This window comes from Alteriqipengyuania triglochinis (assembly GCF_054655655.1).
The window spans coordinates 461,602-482,556 of sequence record NZ_BAAHNC010000002.1 but is presented as its reverse complement, the minus strand read 5'-3'; the positions used below and the strand labels follow the sequence as shown (position 1 = coordinate 482,556).

Below are 20,955 nucleotides of genomic sequence, written 5' to 3'. Positions count from 1 at the left end.
CGTGGTTTATCGTTTCGACCCATCCGGATATTTTCCTGATTAGATCGTTCCGGCTTGATGCGCGGTGGCTGCGTGGGCTTTGTCGGCTCGCTGCTCGTATCTTGTTCAAATGTGTCATCGTCATTTTGTCTGCGCATATCGGCTCCTTTTACCCCCGTTATCCCAGATGATACAGGACGTATGCTATAGCGCCCAAGATAATTGCAAGAAAGATAGCTCGGTTTGAGTCAAGCAAACACCGAGCCTTTCTCATGTTAACTTCTTGGTTCTTCGAGGCACATCTCGCCATCGAACTGGTCAAGTCTGAATAGAAAAGCTTGCGTCCAATCTTCCGGGCCGGATGCTCTTGATCGAAATCCACAGAACCTTTGTAAACTTCGACGAGATCATTAGGTTCTGAGACGTAGTAATACTCGTTCCCAAAAAATTGGAAAAACCTTACCACAAAGAATATTCCGGCCGCCGCGGAAATGATAGAAATTGCCCAAGGAAAAAAGTTAAACTCAGGCACGCTTTGCGCATCTAGAATTATTTTAGCCGCGCCCGAAAAGTAAGCTATGCCGAATACAGAGGTGTAATTGGCCTGCTGATACAGGCGATCTTTCCACTCAAGCTCAAAATAATACTGCTTTTCGATTAACTTGAGGATCATCAGTCGAACAGGCTCGAGACCGAGCTTTCGTCCGCGATGCGGCGGACCGCTTCGCCGATCAGCGGGGCGATGGTGAGGTAGCGGATGCGCTTGGCATCCTTCGCGGCTTCGGCACCGGGGATCGTGTCGGTCACCACCAGTTCGGTCAGCTGCGAGCCGTCGACGCGCGCCACCGCGCCGCCCGACAGCACGCCGTGGGTAATGTACGCGGCGACCGAGGCGGCCCCCTGGGCCAGCAGCGCGTCGGCCGCGTTGCACAGCGTGCCACCCGAATCGACGATATCGTCGATCAGTACGCAGTGGCGGCCCTGCACGTCGCCGATGATGTTCATCACTTCCGATTCGCCGGGCCGATCGCGGCGCTTGTCGACGATCGCCAGCGGCGCGTTGTCGAGCCGCTTGGCGAGCGCGCGGGCGCGGACCACGCCGCCCACGTCGGGGCTGACCACCATCAGGTCACGATCGCCATAACGGGCCTGGATATCCGCCGCCATCACGGGCGCGGCAAACAGGTTGTCGGTCGGAATGTCGAAGAAGCCCTGGATTTGCCCGGCGTGCAGATCCACCGCCAGCACGCGGTCGGCCCCCGCCTGGGTGATCAGGTTGGCGACCAGCTTGGCGCTGATCGGTGTGCGCGGGCCGGGCTTGCGGTCCTGCCGGGCATAGCCGAAATAGGGCACCACCGCCGTGATCCGACGGGCCGACGCGCGCTTGAGCGCATCGATGCAGATCAGCAGTTCCATCAGGTTGTCGTTGGCCGGGAAACTGGTCGACTGGAGGACGAACACATCCTCCCCGCGCACGTTCTCGTGAATCTCGACGAAGACCTCCTCGTCCGCGAAGCGCCGCACGCTGGCATCGGTCAGCGGGATCTCGAGATAGCCTGCAATGGCTCGGGCGAGAGGCAGGTTCGAATTGCCGGCCATCAGTTTCATGCGAGGGGCGTTCCTTCGTTGGATATGGGCAAGGGGCGTGCTGGCGTAGACCGGGCGGGCAGCCCTGCGTCCCGAAAGCGGCTAACCCCCGCGTCATCCGATTGCAATGTGTGGATCGCGCAAGCCCCGGCTCGCCCCACACACAAATTGCTTTCCTACCGGGGCCGGGGCGTGGCTTATGCTCGCCGATGGGCAAGCCCTGCGCACACCATGTCCGCCGCCGCCCCGGCTGGTTCCGCCCCGTGCCCCTGCGGGCGCGGCGCGACGGCTGGAGCCCGTGGCGCCAGTGCGCTTTCCTCGCCCAGCTTTACTTCACCGGATCGGTGGCTGCGGCGGCGCGGCGGGTCGGGATGAGCCGGGCGAGCGCCTATCGCCTGCGCGAGCGGCCCTAAGCGCGCTCCTTCGCCTATGCGTGGGACCGGGTGCTCACGCCGCCCGGATCGGGCCGGATGGCCGCCCCGCGCGATGATTTCCGGAAGGTGACACTCGCGCAGCTCGCGCAGCTCGCGCAGCGGGTCGAGGCGGGGCTCGTCCAGCCGGTGATCTATCGCGGAAGGATGACCGCAATCCGCCGCAAGGCAGAGAATGCCGCGCTTTTGCGGTTGGCGCGCCGTACGGGCGGGCCGATCGTGCGGATGACGCGCGGAGAGGGGTCGGAGTTTTCCGAAAGACCCGGGTCGGTGTGTCGCCGAAGGGCCCGACCCGATCATTGGCAGAGCATGGGTCCGCAGGTTCACCCGGCGGCGCGAAAGGAAGCACCAGGCCCGGGCCTGGCCCGGGCCGACGCAGAAGGAGAAGGCACTCCCACCTCCACCCGTCACCCCGGGCTCGACCCGGGGTCGGTGCTGTCTTCGGCCTGGCGTGATGAGAAGATGGAAGCAGTACGCGCCTGGCTCGGGGGCCGGGATGACGGAATTGCGAGGCGCGATGTCTGTCACGGGCGTGCGAGGACCGCCGTGCGGGAGGAGGGACCAGCGTCCCTCCGCCTACTAACGCGCGCGGTGCTCGCTCTTGATCCAGCGCGAGTCCCTGTCGGGCGTGCGAGGACCGTAGCTCGGGAGGAACTGGCAGCGCCTCCCCACGTCTTATCGCGCCCGGTGCTCGCTCTTGATCCAGCGCGAGTCCCTGTCGGGCGTGCGAGGACCGTCGTTCGGGAGGAACCGGCAGCGCCTCCCCACGTCTTACCGCGCCCGGTGCTCGCTCTTGATCCAGCGCACGGTGCCGCTGGAGGAGCGCATGACCACGCTCTCGGTCGTCATGCGGCCGCCGGGCAGGCGCTTCACGCCGTCGAGCAGCGAGCCCGAGGTCACGCCTGTGGCGGCGAAGATGCAATCGCCCTTGGCGAGGTCTTCGAGCTTGTAGATCCGGTCGAGGTCCTCGATCCCCCACTTGGCGGCGCGGGCACGCTCGTCCTCGTTGCGGAAGACGAGGCGGCCGTTGAACTGCCCGCCGACGCAGCGCAGCGCCGCCGCGGCGAGCACGCCCTCGGGTGCGCCGCCCTGGCCCATGTACATGTCGATCGTGGTGTTGGGATCGGTCGTCGCGATCACCCCGGCGACATCGCCGTCACCGATCAGCACGACACCGCAGCCCAGCCCGCGCAGCTCGGCGATCATGTCTTCGTGGCGCGGCCGGTCGAGCACGCACACGATGATGTCCGAAGCTTCGACGCCCTTAGCCTTAGCCACCGCCTTCACGTTCTCGGACGGCGACTTTGCAAGGTCGATCACGCCTTCGGGATAGCCCGGGCCGACCGCGATCTTGTCCATATAGGTGTCGGGCGCGTTCAGCAGGTTGCCCTCTTCAGCCGCCGCCAGCACGGCCAGCGCGTTGGGCCCGGCCTTGGCGGTGATGGTGGTGCCTTCCAGCGGGTCGAGCGCGATGTCGATCTTCGGGCCGGTGCCCGGCGCACCGCCAACCTTCTCGCCGATATAGAGCATCGGGGCCTCGTCGCGCTCGCCCTCGCCGATCACGACCGTGCCATCGATGTCGAGCTTGTCGAACGCCCGGCGCATCGCTTCGACCGCGGCGGCATCGGCGGCCTTCTCATCCCCGCGGCCGATCAGGCGCGAGGCCGCGATCGCCGCCTTTTCGGTGACCCGCACCATTTCGAGGACCAGCACCCGGTCGAGTTCATTCGCTGTCGCGTTGCTTTGGGTGTTCATATGCGATTCAGTCCCTCTGGTCTGCTGTGCGGTTTCCTCAATGCGCCTAGTGCGGGAGCGTGGTGATGTCGATAAGGTCGCTTGTATTCACTGCCCCCTTGCTGGCCGCCGTGCCGGCGGCGGCGCAGCCCTCTGCAGCCCGGGACGCGGGGAAGGAAAGCGACGCCGCCTCCCCCGACGAGGTGGCCGAGCAGCTGATCCAGCGCGCCAAGGAGACCTATTCGGTCGCGGAGCCGCCGCCCGAACGCCCCGCCGATTGTGTCGAGGTGGACGACGGCTCGATCATCGTCGTGTGCGCTCCGATCGAGGGCGATCCGGCCCGGTTTCGCGGAAAGTCCCGGCTGGACGAAGGGGACGACAGCCACCTGAGCTGGGACGGCGGTGCACCTGATGTTTCCGGACCCGGCATTTTCAGGGGCGCTCCGACAGCCACTTTCGGCGCGCCTCCGCCGCCTGCCTACCTCATCGACTTCTCCGAATTGCCCGACGCCCCGCCCGGATCGGATGCGGACCGCATCTCGCGCGGGCTCGCCCCCCGCGGCAGCCAATACGACGGAGGCGAGCCGGCGCCGGATACGCAGAGAATCGCCGACAGTGAGGCACCGGAGGCGAGGGAAGGAAAGGAGGAAGCGCCCGACAAATAGGCCGCCGGTCAGCCCATCATGATCGGCATGGCGAGCGGCGGCTCGGCAATGCTCGGCGAATCCTTCAGCCGGGCCAGCGCATCGCGCACGTTGCGGGCCGGGGCCTTGTGGGTGACCACCGCGATGGTGATTCCCGCCTCGTTCGTGCCGGCGCTTTCGCCTTCCTGAATCAGGCTCTGGATACTGACCCGCGCATCGCGCATCGCGGCGGCGAGTTCGGCCAGCACGCCGGGCCGGTCGGCCACGACGAAGCGCAGGTAGTAGCGCGCCTCTCGCGCACCCGAATCGGCACGCTCGGCGGGCACCAGCCGGGCGCCCGGCACCGCGAAGGCGGGCCGCGCCTCGCCCCGGGCCAGCGTGACGATATCGGCAACGACGGCACTGGCGGTCGATTCGCTGCCCGCGCCCGCGCCCTGGATGAGGATCGGCCCGGCATAGTCGCCCTGCGCTAGCACCGCGTTGGTCGGCCCGTCGATCGCGGCCAGCGGATGGTCCGCCGGGAGCAGGCAGGGCCGCACGCGCTGCAGCAGCCGCGCAGGCTCCGCGTCGCGGCGTTCCAGGTCGGCCATCGCGACCAGCCTGATCGAATAGCCGAGCCGTTCGGCCTGCAGGATGTCGGCGGCGCGAATGTCGCGGATGCCCTCCACCTCGACGCCCGCGAAATCGGGCTGCACGCCGAAGGCCAGCGCCGCGAGAATCGCGAGCTTGTGCGCCGCGTCGCCGCCATCGACATCGAGCGCCGGGTCCGCCTCGGCGTATCCCAGCCGCTGCGCCTCGCTCAGCGTTTCGGCGAAGTCCTCGCCCGAACGTTCCATCGCGGAAAGGATGTAGTTGCTCGTCCCGTTGAGGATGCCTTCGATCCGGTCGACCCGGTTGCCGACCATGCCTTCGCGCAGGGTCTGCAGGATCGGTGTGCCCGCGCAAACCGCGGCTTCGAACAGCAGGGCCGCGCCGCTCGCTTCGGAGGCTTCGGCCAAGGCGAGCCCGTGTTCGGCAATCATCGCCTTGTTTGCGGTCACCACCGGACGCCCGCTGGCGAGAGCGGACCGCGCCAGTTCAAGCGCCGAACCGCCGGTCCCGCCGATCACCTCGACCACCGCGTCGAGCCCGGGATGGCCCGCCAGCTCGGCCGGATCGTCGCACCATGTGTAGGACGAGAGATCGACGCCCCGGTCCCGCGAACGGTCGCGCGCGCTCACCGCTACCACGTCTATGCGCCGTCCGGCGCGTGCCTCCAGCAGGTCGGCATGCTCGGCCAGCAGGCGCAGCACGCCCGTCCCGACGGTGCCCAGCCCAGCGATTCCCAGTTTGAATGCTTCACTCATGATGGGCACGCGTTAGGCATCGCACACGCGAAGGCAAGCCTTTGCGCCACTGTGGCGTGCGTCAGCGCGCTTCTTGGGGATCAGTAGCGCAGCGTCGGGGCCCCGCGCAGCCGCGTGCATGGGCCCAGCTGCGAAACGACATAGCGATAGTCGTCGCTCGCCCGTGCCCGGTCCGCCGGATCGCGGGCGAGGTTCGCCTCGCTCGGCAGGGTCGACGGCAGCGAACAGGCCAGCCGGTAGTGCGCCAGCGAGCCCTGCGGCGGGACGCGAGCCGCCTGATCGACGATCTCGGAGAACGAGACGCCCCAGACCGGCTCCATGCCGGGCCGGCGCACGACACTGATGGCGGCCGGAGCATCGGTCACGGTGTCGAGAAAGATCTGGGTCTCCGATTCGCCTGCCAGGGTACCGGCCACGGACAGGGCATCGCGCACGCCGACGATTCGCGGCGGCGCATCGGGTGCGACCAGCTGTTCCAGAATGGTACGCGTACGCCGCTCAAGCTGCTCGTTCCAGAGAAGCTGGGCGTCGGGCGCGACCAGCTGCAACTCGCCCGGACGACCGGCGACAGGGCGGGCGAAGAGCAGCACTTCTTCCTTGCGCAGCTTCGGCTTGCGCCCGCGCGAATCGAAGGGAAGGTCGACAAGGTAGCGGACCCGCTCGCCCACCGGTGTGCTCCCCGCCAGTAGGCTCACCGTATCCGCCTCAATGTAGAAGCGCGCGTGTCCCGGGCGCAGACCCGGTGCACGCTCCGGCTCCACGTCGCTTTGCCGGCGGATCTTCGCCCGCACGACGAGGTCGGCATAGTCGGCCAGATCTATCAGGTCGGCATCGCTGGCCTGTTGCGGGCCCGCGGGCGACGGGGTTGCAGTCTGCGCGGCGACGGCACCGCCGGGCAGGGGGCCGACGGCCAGAAGGGCCGTGGCAATGATCGGGGCGAGGAACTTCACTTCGATCTCCGGGATTGAGTATGGCGGGCCCCAACCTGGACCCGTTTCGATCGGATTATAAGCGTGGAGACAGATTACGCCGTGAATCCCTACTGAACCGATTAAGGGTTTGCAGAGGGTAGGCATCCTGTTTAAGACCCGCCGAGTTCGGGTGGACGGTAGGAAATTACCCGAACAAGGCCCCTCCGGCTAAATTCATTGCGCCCTCGGGTTCTTCCCGGGATGCAACCGAATTGGTCCGGGGAGGTCGGAATTATCGCCGTCCGGTGCAGCCGCCGGACATGATCGCCGGGCCGCGCCCGGTGCTTGATGGAGTGATGCGACTGCATGGCTTATTCAGATCAACAGATGAGCGGCAACAAGATTGTCGCGATCATCATCGTCGGTCTTATTCATGTCGTCATCGGCTACGTCCTTATTACCGGCCTGGCTTACGAAGCCGCCAAGAAGGTCGTGGAACGAGTGACGACAGTCGATATCGAGGAACCGCCGCCGCCCGAGCCGGAGGAAGAGCCCCCGCCACCTGAGCAGCCGCAGCCGGAAACGGCGCCGCCGCCTCCGGTTGCACCGCCGCCTCCGGTATCCGTGGCCACCAACCCGCCGCCGATCCGGACGCAGCAGACGATTCCGCCGCCAGCGCCGCCTGCGCTGCGGATTCCGCCGGCAGCACCGGTTGCGCCTCCCGCGCCGCCGCCGCCGCCCCCGCCGCCCCCGCCGCCTCCGCCTCCGGCAGAGCCGCTCAAGCCGAGGGGCAATCCGGGCAGCTGGATCACGGATTCGGACTACCGGTCCAGCTGGACCAGTCGCGAGTACGCCGGTACGGTTTCGTTCTCGCTGACGATCGGCGACAATGGTCGGGTCACCGGCTGTTCGATCACCGGTGGTAGCGCTCCGGGCGAGCTGAAGGATGCGACCTGCCGCTTGCTGGAACGTCGGGCCCGGTTCAACCGCGGCGGTACGTTCAACGGCACGGTCCGCTGGCAGATCCCGGATTGATTTGAGTGGCGCGCGCCCGCCGTGGGGGACCCACGGGCGCGCGTCGATTTTCTAAGTTAGCCAATACCTTTTGGAGAGTTCGCGATGTTCATCAATCTTATGGCGGCCGCCGGCGAGGCAGGTCCGCAGACTGAATTCGGTTTCATGGAAGCGATGGAACAGGGCGGCCCGATCGCCTGGACCATTCTGGCCGTTCTCGTCATCATGTCGGTAGGCTCGTTCTACATCCTGATCACCAAGCTGCTCGAGCAGAACAAGGTGCTCAACCAGTACAAGAAGGTCCGCACGCAGTTCTGGCGCGCCAACACCCTCGAAGAAGGCGCCGGCAAGCTCGACAAGAACAGCGCATGGCGCCAGATGGTCGACGACAGCGTCGCCGCACAGGCTTCGCACGGCAAGATGACCGACAGCATGGAAGCGCATGACTGGATGCACGGTTCGCTCGCCCGTTCGCAGGATGCGATCATGTCGCGCCTCAACGGCGGCCTCGCCTTCCTCGCTACCGTCGGTGCGACCGCACCGTTTGTCGGCCTGCTCGGCACGGTTATCGGTATCTACCGCGCGCTGATCAACATCGGCCTCGCCGGTTCGGCCTCGATCGACAAGGTCGCAGGCCCGGTTGGTGAAGCGCTGATCATGACCGCCATCGGCCTGCTGGTCGCTGTGCCGGCCGTGTTCGCCTACAACTGGCTGATGTCGCGCAACAAGAAGATCGCCGAGCTGCTGACCGGCTTCTCGACCGATCTGCTGGCCTACATCAACTCGAACGGCGCGGTTCGCCCGATGACTGCCGCTTCGACGCAGCAGGCTGCCAAGACCGTCAAGAAGTAAGTTGGAGCGGGGCCGGGCACCGCTCGGCCCCACTTCGGATGATTCCCAGGCTGATTAACGGATAGGACGCAGACCATGGCGATTTCCACGGGAGGCGACGGCAATACGCCGATGGCAGACATCAACACCACTCCACTGGTGGACGTGATGCTGGTGCTTCTCATCATCTTCCTGATCGCGGTTCCGGTCGCGATCCAGACGATCGAAAAGCTCGAAGTGCCGATTTTCGAATCGACCGAATCGAAAGACAAGGTCGAGAACCTGCTGATCACTGTCAGCACGACCGATTCCGAGGGCCGCACCGCCGGCACGGTCAATTCGGACTTCACCGGCGCCGCGCGCGATGGCGAATGCCGAATTTATTTCGGCAACATCACCCCGGTCACCTCGGAAGAGCTGTACGACCGGGCCTTCGAACGGCTCGACAATATCGTTCAGGGCGCAGGTGGAGCGGAAGCGATCATGGAGGATCCCGACCTGATCCCGCAGGTTCACATTCGCGGCGACGTGAACGCCCCGTGGCGCTGCGTGGCCGGGACGATCTACAACGTGCAGGCCGCCGGCTATCCGACCGTCGGGTTCATCTCGAACCCGGTCGATCCGAACGCCTGATCCGGCCCGACGAAGAACTTAGGAGACTACCCCCATGGCTATGTCAGGCGGAAGCGATGATGGCGCTCCGATGATGGAAATGAACATGACGCCGTTGATCGACGTCCTGCTCGTGCTCCTCATCATGTTCATCATCACCATCCCGGTCGCGACCCACGCGGTCAATATCGACCTCCCGCAGCCGAACCCGAACGATCCCCAGCAGGATATCGATCCGGTCAAGAACAAGATCGTCCTCACCCAGAACGACGAGATTCTGTGGAATGGCGAAGCGATCAATCAGGGACAGCTGGTTCGCAATCTCGAGCTGACCCGCGAAATCGAGCCCGAGCCCGAACTCCAGTTCGAGCCCGAGGCGCTGGCGAGCTACGACCTGTCGGCCAAGACGCTCAACATCATCAAGGCGTCGGGCGTCACGAAGTTCGGCTTCGTCGGCAACGAGCAGTACCGCACCTTCGGCAAAGCCGAGTAAGGCGACACGCGATACGCGAATGCGACAGCACCTGCGAACGACAAGGGGCGGAGCGATCCGCCCCTTTTTTGTGCCTGCTGTCCTTATGGCCAAAATGTTATACTCTCACATGCAGAGGCCGATAACGGCCCGCTTATGGGAGAATGATCATGGCTTTCGCTGCTTCGCGCAATAATTCCCGGTCCGGCCCGCCGCTGGCCGCCATGATTCCCCTCGCGACCCATTCGGTCGATATCGATGTCGGCACCGGTGAGGGCAGTTTCGATGTCGATCCGGTGATGAACAAGGTGGTGGTGACGGAAAGCGGTAGCGTGCTGTGGAATGGCGAGGCCGTAAGCCAGACGCAGCTCAGGGCGAATCTCGCCCTGACCAGCGAGATCGCGCCCGAGCCGGAGCTGCAGTTCGAGCCGGAAGCCGATGCCAGCTACGAGCTTTCGGCGCGTACCCTGAACCTGATCGAGGCGTCCCCCGTCACCACATTCGGCTTCGTCGGGAACTAGAAGTATCGCCAGTTCCCGAAGCAATAGAGCGGACTGCGGGGCGGTTTTCAGGCGCGAGGGCGCATCGCCTCGGCCGCCAGGCTGTCCGCTTCTAGCAATAGCTCATCGTCGAGAGAACCCTGGGGCACGCTCTCGCGCCCGATCATGACCATCACCGGCACGGCCAGCGGGCTGACCCGGTCCAGCTCGACATGCACCAGATCGCGCTGGGCCCGGTCGAGCAGGTCGCCCAGTCGGCCGACGTCGGTCATGCGCATACGGGCATCGGCCCAGGCCGCCTCCAGAAGCACATGGTCGGGCTCGTACTTGCGCAGCACATCGTAGATCAGATCGGTCGAGAAGGTGACCTGCTTGCCGGTCTTGCGCTTGCCGGGATGCTGCCGTTCCACGAGCCCGCCGATCACCGCGACCTCGCGGAAGGATCGCCGCAACAGGTGCGAATCCTGCACCCAGTCGACGAATTCGTGCGTGAGGATATCGGGTGAGAGAAGCGGCGCCGGGTCGGTCACCGGCTTCAGCCCCCAGACCGCGAGCGAATAGTCGTTCGCCACGAAGCCGCCGGGCATCAGGCCGCGATCTTCCATTCGCTTGGTGATGAGCATGCCGAGCGACTGGTTCGCGTTCCAGCCGATGAAGGTGTAGTAGACCGTGTATTCGCGGCCGCCGCGCGGGAAGCTCTCCACCAGCAGGTTCTCCGGACCCGGCATGGCGCTGCGCCAGTCCTGCATCTCCAGCCATTCGCGCACATCGTCGGGGAAGCGGCCCCATCCTGCGCGATCGACCAGCATCGCCCGCACCCGGTCCGCCAGGTGCGTCGTCAACGGCATGCGCGCGCCACCATAGCTGGGGATCATCGCCGATTTTGTCGAGGCACGCACGATGATCTCCATGTCGCGCAGCTGCTCGACTTCCAGCGAGGTCCCGGCAAAGGCAAAGGTATCGCCGGGGGAGAGCTGCGCGGCGAAGTTCTCCTCCACCCGGCCAAGCGAGCGCCCGTTTCGGAAACGCACCTCGAGCATCTGCGCATCCATGATGATCCCGGCATTGAGGCGGTGGCGCGCGGCATGCTGCGGATGGGTCAGCCGCCATTCGCCCGACCGGTCGCGCACGATCCGCTGGAAGCGGTCATAGGCCTTCAGCGCATAGCCCCCGGTCGCGACGAAATTGAGCACCCGCGCGAAGACCTCTTCATCGACCCACGCAAACGGAAGCGCGCTGCGCACCTGTGCCAGCAGATCGCCCTCCTCGAAGGGGGCGGCGCAGACGCACGCCATCACATGCTGGGCCAGCACATCGAGCCCGCCAGGGCGGAAATCCTCGCCGTCGCGCTGCCCTTCGTCGACCGCGTCCTTGGCGGCCTGCGCCTCGAGAAATTCGAACCGGTTGCCCGGCACCAGCAGCGCACGGCTGGGCTGGTCGAGCCGGTGGTTGGCACGCCCCACACGCTGCAGCAGGCGCGAGGAGCCCTTCGGTGCCCCCATCTGCACCACGCAGTCGATGTCACCCCAATCGACCCCCAGATCGAGGCTCGCGGTCGCCACAAGCGCCCGCAGCTCGCCCGCCGCCATCGCGCCCTCCACCTTCTCGCGCGCCTCGCGGCTGAGCGATCCGTGGTGGATGCCGATCGGCAGCTTGTCCTCGTTCACGTCCCACAGGTTCTGGAAGATATATTCGGCGAGGAAGCGCGTGTTCGTGAAGACCAGCGTGGTGCGGTTCTGCCGCAGCACCTCGTAGAGCTGTGGGATCGCCCAGGTCGCGGCATGCCCGCCCCAAGGCACCCGGTTCTCGTCCGGCAGCAGGATTTCGACCTCGGGCGGTGCTCCGGGCTCGCCCTGCACCACCGCGACACGGTCTATCTCGCCCCACGGCGCGAGCCAGGCGCGAAACCCCTCCTGGTTGGCGACCGTGGCCGAGAGTGCGGCGCGCTGCATATCCGGCGCGATGGCCTGCAACCGAGACAGGCACAGCGCCAGAAGATCGCCCCGCTTGCCGGTGGCGAAGGCGTGAATCTCATCGATCACGATCCGCCTGCAGCTCGCGAAGAGATCGAAGCTTTCTGGGTAGGAGAGCAGCAGCGAGAGGCTCTCGGGCGTGGTCAGCAGCACATGTGGGGGTTTGTCGCGCTGTCGCCGCTTACGGTCCGACGAAGTATCGCCACTGCGTGTTTCGACGCGGATGGGCAGGCCCATCTCCTCGATCGGGACGAGGAGGTTGCGTGCCACATCCTGAGCCAAAGCCTTGAGGGGTGAGACGTAGATCGTGTGAAGCCCGTCGGGCCGAGCCGCATCGCCGAGCCGCGAGGGGGTGAAATCCGCAAGCGTCGGCAGGAAGCCGGCGAGCGTCTTGCCCGCGCCCGTATCCGCGACGAGCAGTGCGTGATCGCCGCGGTCGCTCGCCTCCAGCATCGCGCGCTGGTGATCGCGGATGCGCCATCCACGACCTGCGAACCATTCGTCAATTTCTGGCGGTATGCCCGTGCCCGTCATGCCATGACAACGCATGGGCAGCGCGTTGGAGCCGGAGCTTATTCGGCGCCAATTTCTTCCATGGCTTCCTCGAAGCTCTCACCCTGTTCGGCCGGCGCTTCGGCGTCATCTTCCAAGCTGGCTGCGGCATCGACTGCTGGGGCCTCCTGTGCTGGATCGGCACTGGTCATACTCACGCGCAGCATATCCTGATCGACCCCGAGAATTTCCGATGCGCGGCGCTGCTCCGACGGGGTCAAATCGTCGTAACCGCGCGGTTCTGGCAATCCATCGGCAGCACCGCTTTGCCCGTCGAACAAGCCCGACATTTCTTCCATCAGAGTGGGCATAGCCTGCCCCACGCTTGCCATAACCTGCGGATCGGAAAACATGATCAGACTTTCGCCCGCATATTTCGCGCCGGCCGGGGTCGAGAAAAACGCGTCTATCGCTTCTAGCTCGCCATCAGAGAAGCGCGTCGCCAATGCACGGGAAAGGCCGTCGCGCAAGCCGGGTTCGAGGCGATCGAAGACCCGCTCCATCAGGGCGGTCATTTCCGCCATGTCCGAAGCGATGCGTTCCTGGTAAACCGGATCGAAAATCCTGGTGAGCTCGCGCCGTTGCTCTTCGGTCAATTCCTCGACCTCCTGGCCGTAGAGCCCGGTGTAATCGGCGAGGTCGAGACTGCTCATCGCATCGCTCTCGTCCACTGCCATATCGAAGATGCCGCCAAGGGTGCCGTCCATCATGTCGCGCATCATGCGCGCATAGACGCCTTCCGGCACCAGAGCCGCCGCAACCGCACCCGCTGCGGGCAGGCGGGCCTCCTGCTCTTCGGTCAGGGGCTCGGCATTGAAGATCGCGCCCATCATCTCGGCCATGGCGGCACCGCGATCCTGCCCGGCCTCGCCTGCCTGCGCCTGATCCACTTCGGCCTGGATATCGTCGACAGAGAGATCGGACCCATGCTCTCCGTCCTGGGCGAGCGCGGGCTGCGCAAATGCGAGCGTCCCTATCACGGCCGCCAGTGCTATGTTCTTCATCACTGTTCCCCACTCACTCGCCAAAACTGCCGCGACCTACCTCGCTATCAATGCCCTGCCTGCGGGCCACGTTCGAGACCCGACAGGGCCAGTTGCTCGTCGATCTGCTCCATCAGCCGTGCAAGCCCGGCCTCGCTGTCGCTTTCGGCCCGCGCGACCAGCACGTCCTGCGTATTTGAGGCGCGCAGGAGCCACCAGCCGTCCGCGTTGGTTACGCGTACGCCATCGGTGGCGTCGACCTCTGCCGGGGAGCCGGCCAGCCGGTCGCGCACCTCGTCGATCGCGGCGAACTTGCGGCTCTCGTCCACCTGGAAGCGCATTTCCGGGGTGTTGATCATCGCCGGCATGGAGCCGCGCAGCTCGGTCACCGATTGGCCCAGCCGGGCCGAAGCCGCGATCAGCCTGACCCCGGCGTAAAGCGCATCGTCGTAACCGTAATAGGTATCCGCGAAAAACACGTGGCCGCTCATCTCGCCCGCCAGCGGCGAGCCAGTTTCCTTCATTTTGGACTTAATCAGCGAGTGACCGGTCTTCCACATCACCGGCTTGCCGCCATGCGCTGCGACATGATCGAACAGCGCACGGCTGGCCTTCACATCCGCGATAATCGTCGCCCCGGGGTGCCGCTTCAGCAAATCCTGCGCGTAGATCATCAGCAGCTGGTCGCCCCAGATCACCCGCCCCTCGCCATCGATCGCGCCGATCCTGTCGCCGTCGCCGTCGAAAGCGACCCCGAAATCGAGGTTCTTCTCCGCGACCAGCGCGCGCAGGTCCGCCAGATTCTCCTCGACCGTAGGATCGGGATGATGATTGGGAAACGTGCCGTCGATCTCTGCATAGAGGACATGATGCTCGCCCGGCAGCCGCGCGACGAGCTTTTCGAGCGCGGGGCCCGCCGCCCCGTTGCCCGCGTCCCAGCCGATCTTGAGCTTGGCGAGCTTCTCCGGGTCGATCCCCTCGAGACCTTCCAGCAGCCGTTCGACGAAAGCATCGATCAGCGGGCGATCGCTGACCGCACCGGTGCCGTCCTCCCAGTCGCCCGCCTCGGCGATCTTTCCGAGACGCTGGATGTCGTCGCCGAAAAACGGACGGCCCTGAAGCACCATTTTGAAGCCGTTGTAATTGGGGGGGTTATGGCTGCCGGTTATCTGGATGCCGCCATCCACCTCCTGCGCTGAGGCTTCCGCGTAATAGAGCATCGGCGTCGCGCCGAGGCCGATCCGCACCACATCGCAACCGCTCGCCGTAAGGCCCTCGACCAGCGCGTGTTCGAGGACGGGAGAGCTTTGCCGGCCGTCATAGCCGACCGCGACGGTGGAACCGCCCGCGCGCCGCAGCAGCGTGCCGAAGCTGCGGCCGATCGCGCGCGCATCGTCTGCCTCCAGCGTTTCGCCGATTACGCCGCGAATGTCATATTCGCGCAGGATGGACGGGTCGAAGCTATGGCTCATGAAGGTCTCTCATCTTGCGGCAGGTTGTCGATCAGGGTGTCGCGTGCGGCATTGGCCTCGTGCACCTGGGCTGCGGTGCCGCCCATGTCGGGATGGACCTGGCGCACCAGGCGCTTGTGCGCCTCGATAATTTGCGCATGGCCGGCCTCGGCCGAAACGCCCAGCAGCTTGCGCGCGCGGAACACGGTCTGCGAACTGGTCGGTTTGGGCTTGAGGAAGTCCCACGGCCAACGCCCCAGGCCCCAGCGGCAGAGCACGCTGAGCACTGCGGCGAGGACCAGCAGGCGGATCATGCCGCTTCGAGCGCGCGGTTGGCGCCTTCGGGGACCGGCAGGCGCAGGTTGTGCACCAGCTGGCGCAGTTCCTGCCGGGCGACGAGGTGGCTGGTGCCCAGATCGCCGAGGTAGCCCTTGTCGAGCAGGGTCAGGCCCGAGGGGAAGAGCTCGCGATAGATCACACGCTCGGACAGGCCGGAAGATACGCGGAAGCCCACGCGCTTGCTGAGCTCTTCCAGCGCGCGCTCGATCCGGACCATGTTACGCGCCTCGGTGTGGCCGGTGCGGTTGCGCACCACCACCCAGTCCATCTGCGGTCGATCCTGCTCGATCGCGGTCTTGCTGCGCGCAAGCCGCGCTTCCCAGATCAGCTCGGCATAGAAGCTGAGTCGGCGGACCTTGAAGCTTTCCGCATCCACCTGGCCGATCAGGTCGAAGTCGACGAAGCTGTCGTTCAGCGGGGTGACCAGCGTATCGGCCTCGCGCGCGACATGGCGTGCCAGCGGATCGTCACGGCCCGGCGTGTCGAAGATGAGGAAGTCCGCATCTTCCGCCAGTTCCTTTGCCCGGGCTTCCAGCGCCGCCTCATCGCCCTCCGAGAAGACTTCGCAGCGCGCGGTCGGCAGCGGAATATTGCGCCGTTTCGCCGTCTCGTCGCGATTTTCGAAATAGCGGTCCATCGTGCGCTGGCGATGATCGAGGTCGATCGCAGCCACCCGCGCGCCCTGATAGGCAAGCGCCACTGCGACATGCACCGCCGTCGTCGATTTTCCGGTTCCGCCCTTCTCGTTGGCGAACACGATCCGATGGGTGCGACGACCTGACACTTTCGGGCGATCCTTTGTTGATTGCGGGATGGGCCCCAGCATCGCTAGGCCACTCGTTATTATCTATCGGAGGGGCCTGACCCATGCAATCGATTGACCGGCTGGAACTCTTGAGAACTACCGTGACGGCTTGGCGCGCGGCGGGCGAGAGTGTCGCTCTCGTGCCGACCATGGGCGCACTGCACGAGGGCCACCTAACGCTGGTACGTACAGCGCGCGAGCGGGCGGACCGCGTGGTCGTCTCGATCTTCGTCAACCCGACCCAATTCGGCCCGAACGAGGATCTCGACGCCTATCCGCGCACGATGGAAGCCGATACGCAGCTTCTGGAGAACGAGGGTGTCGATGCGCTGTGGGCCCCGGATGCGGCGACCATGTATCCCGAAGGCTTCGCCACTAGCATCGCGGTAGAGGGCGTGAGCGCCGATTTCTGCGGAGCGAGCCGCCCCGGTCACTTCGCGGGCGTCGCCACGGTGGTCTGCAAGCTGTTCAACCAGGTGCGCCCCGATTTTGCGCTGTTCGGCGAGAAGGATTGGCAGCAGCTCGCGGTGATCCGCCGTATGGCCCGCGATCTGGACTTGGCGCTTCCGCACGCCGACGCGATCCTCGGCGTGCCCACCGTGCGCGAGGCGGACGGGCTCGCGCTGTCCAGCCGCAACCGCTATCTGGACGAGACGGCGCGCGCGCAGGCCGCAGCGCTACCCGCAGCCATGCGGCAGGCGATCGCGCGGATCGAAGCCGGTGCCCCTGTCGGTGCCGCGCTGCGCGATCTGGAGCGCAAGCTGATCGAGGGCGGATTTTCGAAGGTCGACTATGCCGCCCTCGCCGATGCCGCTTCTCTCGAACGGATCGATTCGCTGGGCGATCGCCCCGCCCGCCTGCTGGTGGCCGCGCATATCGGGGGGACCCGCCTGATCGACAATCTCGCGGCAACCCCGAGGTGACCTGACCGGCAGGAAGCGCGCATTCGCTGCAAGCCTTTGAAGAGGCTGCAGCCTGTAGGTTTCGGCAGCGATGCAAGAGACTGGAGCGGGTAAGGGGAATCGAACCCCTCTAGCCAGCTTGGAAGGCTGGAGCATTACCACTATGCTATACCCGCCCGCTCGATCTGCCTTTGCCATCGGCGGGCGCCGTGCGTCAATCGCTTGTGCGCATTCCGCATGCGATGCGCTTGCACCGGCCCAAGCCATTCTTTCTTGGCGCGCCTGAACGCAGTCGCCATGAATGGCGCCAATGGCCAAGCTTACCCATCTCCAGCGCCTCGAGGCCGAGGCGATCCACATCATGCGCGAGGTCGTTGCCGAAACGCAGCGCCCCGTGATGCTCTATTCCGCGGGCAAGGACAGCGCGGTGATGCTGCATCTGGCGCGCAAGGCGTTCCACCCGTCCGCCCCGCCCTTCCCGCTGCTGCATGTCGATACGACCTGGAAGTTCCGGGAGATGTATGCGGTGCGGGACGATTCCGCGAAGGCGGCGGGGATGGAACTGCTCGTGTGGCAAAACCCCGAGGCGAAGGAGCGCGGGATCAATCCCTTCGATCACGGGCCGCTCCATACCGACATGTGGAAGACGCAGGGGCTGAAACAGGCGCTCGACCATCACGGCTTCGACGCGGCCTTCGGCGGAGCGCGGCGCGATGAAGAAAAGAGCCGCGCCAAGGAGCGCGTCCTCTCATTCCGCACTGCGACCCATGCGTGGGACCCGAAGAACCAGCGGCCCGAACTCTGGAACCTCTACAACACGCGCAAGAATGCGGGCGAGAGCATCCGCGCCTTCCCGCTGTCCAACTGGACCGAGCTCGACATCTGGCAGTACATCATGGCGGAAGGGATCGAGATCGCCTCGCTCTATTTCGCCGAACCCCGCCCCGTGGTGGAGCGGGACGGGATGCTGCTGATGGTCGATGACGACCGCTTCCCGCTGGCGGATGGCGAACAGCCGCAGACCCGCTCGGTCCGCTTCCGCACGCTCGGCTGCTATCCGCTGACCGGCGCGGTCGAGAGCGAGGCATCGAGCATCGAGGCGGTCGTGCAGGAAATGCTCCTGACCACCAGCAGTGAACGGCAGGGCCGCGCGATCGACAAGGAAGAAGGCGGCGCCGGGATGGAGAAGAAGAAGGCGGAGGGATATTTCTGATGGCCGATGCCGAATCCCCCACCACCTACCGGCCCGATGCGCTGATCGCGCAGGATATCGACGCCTATCTCGCGCGGCATCGCGACAAGGACATGCTGCGTTTCATTACCTGCGGCAGCGTCGACGACGGAAAGTCGACCCTGATCGGGCGGCTCCTGTACGATTCGCGGGCCGTGTTCGAGGACCAGCTGAGCCAGCTGCACGCCGACAGCGGCAAGGTCGGTACGCAAGGCGAGGCGCTGGACTTCGCATTGCTGGTCGACGGGCTTTCGGCGGAGCGCGAGCAGGGCATCACCATCGACGTCGCCTACCGCTTCTTTGCCACCGAAAGCCGCAAGTTCATCGTCGCCGACACCCCGGGGCATGAACAGTACACGCGCAATATGGTGACCGGTGCCTCGACCGCCGATGCCGCTGTCCTGCTGGTCGATGCGCGCAAGGGCGTGCTGGTCCAGACGCGGCGCCATGCCTTTCTCGCGCAGCTGCTGGGCATCCGCAACGTCATCCTCGCGGTGAACAAAATGGATTTGGTGGATTACGATGCGGGCGTGTTCGAGGCGATCCGCGCCGATTTCGCCACCTATGCGGACAATCTTGGCCTTGCCGATGTGACCGCGATCCCGATTTCGGGCTTCAAGGGCGACAACGTGGTCGATCGCTCCACCAGGATGGATTGGTACGATGGCCCGACATTGATCGGTGCGCTCGAGGCCGTGCCGATCACGGGCGAGAACGCGGAGGCCCGTCCCTTCCGCATGGCGGTCCAGTGGGTCAACCGGCCCAACCAGGACTTCCGGGGGTTCGCCGGACTGGTCAGCGAGGGCACGATCCGGCCGGACGATGCTGTGCGCATCCTCCCCGCGGGTGCCCGGACCACCATAAAGGCGATCGAGACCTTCGACGGGCCGCTGGATGAGGCGGTGGCCGGGCAATCCGTCACCCTCACGCTGGCGGACGAGGTCGATTGCAGTCGCGGTGACGTGATCGCGCTGGCGGACGATCCGCCGCAGGTCGCCGACCAGTTCGAGGCGAGCGTGGTGTGGATGGACCGGACCGCGCTGAAGCCGGGCCGTGGCTACTGGCTCAAGCTGGGCACCCGCACCGTGACCGCGACGCTGCAGGCTCCGAAATACGAGATCGACGTCAACAATCCGGTCGGCTCCGCTGCGCATCTGGCCGCCAAGACGCTGGAGCTGAATGGTATCGGGGTGCTCGAGCTGCGCACCGATCGCCCGATCACGTTCGAGGCCTATGCGCAAAGCAAGGCGCTCGGCGGATTTATCCTGATCGATAAGGAGAGCAACGCCACCGTCGGTTGCGGCATGCTCAACTTCGCCTTGCGCAGGGCGCAGAACGTCCACTGGCAGCCGACCGATATTGCCCGCGATCATCACGCCGCGATCAAGAACCAGGTCCCGCGCGTGCTGTGGTTCACCGGGCTTTCGGGCTCGGGCAAGTCGACCATCGCCAATGCGGTGGAGAAGAAACTCGCGCTGATGAACCGGCATACCTTCCTGCTCGACGGGGACAATGTCCGCCACGGGCTCAACAAGGACCTCGGCTTCACCGAGACCGACCGGATCGAGAATATCCGCCGTATCGGCGAAGTCGCCAAGCTGATGGCCGATGCCGGTCTGATCGTGCTGACCGCCTTCATCAGCCCCTTCCGGGCGGAGCGGCAGATGGTGCGCGACATGCTGCCCGAGGGCGAGTTCATCGAAATCTTCGTCGACACCCCGCTGGAAGTGGCGGAGGAACGCGACGTAAAGGGTCTCTACAAGAAAGCGCGGAGCGGACAGCTGAAGAATTTCACCGGGATCGACAGCCCTTACGAGCCCCCGCACGAACCCGAGATTCGCGTGAACACGGTGGACATGAGCGTGCAAGAGGCCGCCGACCACATCATCGCCCGGATCCTGCCGCTCAAATGAGGGCGCTGTCCGATACGCAACTGGCCGCCGAACTCGCGCGGCAGGCAGGCGAGATCGCGCGCGCGCTGCGTGCGGAGGGCCGGCTTGAGGGGCGCGCGCTCGGCGACGGGGGCGACAAGGCGGCCAACGCTTTCCTCGTGCCCGCGCTGCGCGAGCTTCGGCCCGAGGATGCCATCCTGAGCGAGGAGAGCGCTGACAGCCCCGACCGCCTGGCGTTCTCGCGTCTCTGGATCATCGATCCTGTCGACGGGACCCGCGAATTTGCCGAAGGGCGGGAAGACTGGGCGGTGCATGTCGCATTGGCGGTGGACGGCGTCGCCCATGCAGGCGCGGTCGCGCTGCCGGATCTGGGCATGGTGCTGACCAGCGAACGCGACCCGTCGCGTGCCTCTCCGCCACCGACCGGGCGCATTGTGGTCAGCCGGAGCCGTCCGCCTGCTGAGGCGGAGCATGTGGCCGCCGAGCTCGGATTGGAATTGGTCGGTATGGGGTCCGCCGGCGCAAAGGCGATGGCGGTCGTCCGGGGAGAGGCCGACGCCTATGTTCACAGCGGCGGACAGTACGAGTGGGACAATTGCGCGCCGGTCGCGGTGGCGCAGGCACATGGGCTGCATTGCTCGCGGATCGACGGATCTCCGCTTCGCTACAACCGCGCCGATACCCTGTCGCCCGACCTGATCATCTGTCGGCCAGAGTTGGCAGAGCCCATTTTGCGGGCAGTCGCGGATTGGACCCACGTCTGAAG

General features: G+C 65.5%; 21 protein-coding genes and 1 tRNA gene. 11 read left to right on the top strand and 11 right to left on the bottom strand.

Annotated features, from left to right (window positions below):
* Positions 1-157: 157 nt before the first annotated feature.
* A complete protein-coding gene (locus ACYQ0L_RS08080; protein ID WP_459788541.1) occupies positions 158-652 on the bottom strand; it encodes a hypothetical protein in 495 nt (164 codons plus the stop codon).
* Positions 652-1,587 (bottom strand): ribose-phosphate pyrophosphokinase, encoded by a 936-nt coding sequence (locus ACYQ0L_RS08075; protein ID WP_459788539.1) that lies wholly within the window; start codon positions 1,585-1,587, stop codon positions 652-654. The genes ACYQ0L_RS08080 and ACYQ0L_RS08075 overlap by 1 nt, the downstream gene beginning before the upstream one ends.
* A 188-nt stretch (positions 1,588-1,775) precedes the next feature.
* Between ACYQ0L_RS08075 and ACYQ0L_RS08070 the strand changes: the two genes are divergently transcribed.
* Positions 1,776-1,979, top strand: a complete 204-nt coding sequence (locus ACYQ0L_RS08070; RefSeq protein WP_459788538.1) for a hypothetical protein — start codon at positions 1,776-1,778, stop codon at positions 1,977-1,979.
* A gap of 789 nt (positions 1,980-2,768) precedes the next feature.
* Here ACYQ0L_RS08070 and glpX read toward each other — a convergent pair.
* Positions 2,769-3,752 carry a class II fructose-bisphosphatase gene (gene glpX, locus ACYQ0L_RS08065; protein ID WP_459788537.1) on the bottom strand — a complete coding sequence of 328 codons (984 nt, stop codon included), beginning with the start codon at positions 3,750-3,752 and terminating at the stop codon, positions 2,769-2,771.
* A 65-nt stretch (positions 3,753-3,817) separates the two neighbouring features.
* Here glpX and ACYQ0L_RS08060 point away from each other — a divergent pair, with 65 nt between their 5' ends.
* Positions 3,818-4,396, top strand: a complete 579-nt coding sequence (locus ACYQ0L_RS08060) for a hypothetical protein (RefSeq protein WP_459788536.1) — start codon at positions 3,818-3,820, stop codon at positions 4,394-4,396.
* A gap of 8 nt (positions 4,397-4,404) precedes the next feature.
* Here the strand turns inward: ACYQ0L_RS08060 and ACYQ0L_RS08055 are convergent, their stop codons facing one another.
* Positions 4,405-5,721 carry a homoserine dehydrogenase gene (locus tag ACYQ0L_RS08055; protein WP_459788535.1) on the bottom strand — a complete coding sequence of 439 codons (1,317 nt, stop codon included), beginning with the start codon at positions 5,719-5,721 and terminating at the stop codon, positions 4,405-4,407.
* Between the two features lie 80 nt (positions 5,722-5,801).
* Entirely contained in the window at positions 5,802-6,671 is an 870-nt protein-coding gene (locus ACYQ0L_RS08050) for a hypothetical protein (RefSeq protein WP_459788534.1), read from the bottom strand.
* Positions 6,672-6,998: 327 nt separating this feature from the next.
* Between ACYQ0L_RS08050 and ACYQ0L_RS08045 the strand changes: the two genes are divergently transcribed.
* The 5 genes from ACYQ0L_RS08045 to ACYQ0L_RS08025 all read left to right on the top strand — a co-directional run bounded on the left by ACYQ0L_RS08045 (position 6,999) and on the right by ACYQ0L_RS08025 (position 10,082).
* Positions 6,999-7,667 carry an energy transducer TonB gene (locus ACYQ0L_RS08045; RefSeq protein ID WP_459788533.1) on the top strand — a complete coding sequence of 223 codons (669 nt, stop codon included), beginning with the start codon at positions 6,999-7,001 and terminating at the stop codon, positions 7,665-7,667.
* Between the two features lie 84 nt (positions 7,668-7,751).
* Positions 7,752-8,498 carry a MotA/TolQ/ExbB proton channel family protein gene (locus tag ACYQ0L_RS08040; RefSeq protein ID WP_459788532.1) on the top strand — a complete coding sequence of 249 codons (747 nt, stop codon included), beginning with the start codon at positions 7,752-7,754 and terminating at the stop codon, positions 8,496-8,498.
* Between the two features lie 75 nt (positions 8,499-8,573).
* The gene (locus ACYQ0L_RS08035) at positions 8,574-9,110 is read left to right on the top strand and encodes an ExbD/TolR family protein (protein ID WP_459788531.1); all 537 of its coding nucleotides are present in this window, start codon (positions 8,574-8,576) and stop codon (positions 9,108-9,110) included.
* A 34-nt stretch (positions 9,111-9,144) separates the two neighbouring features.
* Positions 9,145-9,582 carry an ExbD/TolR family protein gene (locus tag ACYQ0L_RS08030; protein ID WP_459788530.1) on the top strand — a complete coding sequence of 146 codons (438 nt, stop codon included), beginning with the start codon at positions 9,145-9,147 and terminating at the stop codon, positions 9,580-9,582.
* A gap of 149 nt (positions 9,583-9,731) precedes the next feature.
* Complete coding sequence (locus ACYQ0L_RS08025; protein WP_459788529.1) at positions 9,732-10,082, top strand: ExbD/TolR family protein; 351 nt, start codon at positions 9,732-9,734, stop codon at positions 10,080-10,082.
* Between the two features lie 47 nt (positions 10,083-10,129).
* Here the strand turns inward: ACYQ0L_RS08025 and ACYQ0L_RS08020 are convergent, their stop codons facing one another.
* The 5 genes from ACYQ0L_RS08020 to ACYQ0L_RS08000 all read right to left on the bottom strand — a co-directional run bounded on the left by ACYQ0L_RS08020 (position 10,130) and on the right by ACYQ0L_RS08000 (position 16,185).
* Positions 10,130-12,568: a ligase-associated DNA damage response DEXH box helicase gene (locus tag ACYQ0L_RS08020; RefSeq protein ID WP_459789018.1), complete on the bottom strand. Its 2,439-nt coding sequence runs from the start codon at positions 12,566-12,568 to the stop codon at positions 10,130-10,132.
* Positions 12,569-12,606: 38 nt separating this feature from the next.
* On the bottom strand, positions 12,607-13,428 hold the full coding sequence (locus ACYQ0L_RS08015) for a DUF2059 domain-containing protein (RefSeq protein WP_459788528.1): 822 nt from the start codon (positions 13,426-13,428) through the stop codon (positions 12,607-12,609).
* Between the two features lie 209 nt (positions 13,429-13,637).
* Positions 13,638-15,041, bottom strand: a complete 1,404-nt coding sequence (pgmG, locus tag ACYQ0L_RS08010; RefSeq protein ID WP_459788527.1) for a phosphoglucomutase/phosphomannomutase PgmG — start codon at positions 15,039-15,041, stop codon at positions 13,638-13,640.
* The gene (locus ACYQ0L_RS08005; protein WP_459788526.1) at positions 15,038-15,334 is read right to left on the bottom strand and encodes a molecular chaperone DnaJ; all 297 of its coding nucleotides are present in this window, start codon (positions 15,332-15,334) and stop codon (positions 15,038-15,040) included. Before ACYQ0L_RS08005 ends, pgmG begins: the two co-directional genes overlap by 4 nt.
* Positions 15,331-16,185, bottom strand: coding sequence for a division plane positioning ATPase MipZ (locus ACYQ0L_RS08000; protein ID WP_459788525.1), 855 nt, complete (start codon positions 16,183-16,185; stop codon positions 15,331-15,333). The genes ACYQ0L_RS08005 and ACYQ0L_RS08000 overlap by 4 nt, the downstream gene beginning before the upstream one ends.
* Positions 16,186-16,226: 41 nt before the next feature.
* Here ACYQ0L_RS08000 and panC point away from each other — a divergent pair, with 41 nt between their 5' ends.
* Positions 16,227-17,087 (top strand): pantoate--beta-alanine ligase, encoded by an 861-nt coding sequence (panC, locus tag ACYQ0L_RS07995; RefSeq protein ID WP_459788523.1) that lies wholly within the window; start codon positions 16,227-16,229, stop codon positions 17,085-17,087.
* 81 nt (positions 17,088-17,168) lie between these two features.
* Here the strand turns inward: panC and ACYQ0L_RS07990 are convergent.
* Positions 17,169-17,242 (bottom strand) — tRNA-Gly (locus tag ACYQ0L_RS07990).
* Between the two features lie 134 nt (positions 17,243-17,376).
* Between ACYQ0L_RS07990 and cysD the strand changes: the two genes are divergently transcribed.
* Genes cysD through ACYQ0L_RS07975 form a run of 3 tightly spaced genes read left to right on the top strand, consistent with a single transcriptional unit; the run spans position 17,377 to position 20,953 of the window.
* Positions 17,377-18,279, top strand: coding sequence for a sulfate adenylyltransferase subunit CysD (gene cysD / locus ACYQ0L_RS07985; protein WP_459788522.1), 903 nt, complete (start codon positions 17,377-17,379; stop codon positions 18,277-18,279).
* Positions 18,279-20,210, top strand: a complete 1,932-nt coding sequence (gene cysN, locus ACYQ0L_RS07980) for a sulfate adenylyltransferase subunit CysN (RefSeq protein WP_459788521.1) — start codon at positions 18,279-18,281, stop codon at positions 20,208-20,210. The genes cysD and cysN overlap by 1 nt, the downstream gene beginning before the upstream one ends.
* Positions 20,207-20,953, top strand: a complete 747-nt coding sequence (locus tag ACYQ0L_RS07975; RefSeq protein ID WP_459788520.1) for a 3'(2'),5'-bisphosphate nucleotidase CysQ — start codon at positions 20,207-20,209, stop codon at positions 20,951-20,953. The genes cysN and ACYQ0L_RS07975 overlap by 4 nt, the downstream gene beginning before the upstream one ends.
* Positions 20,954-20,955: the final 2 nt, after the last annotated feature.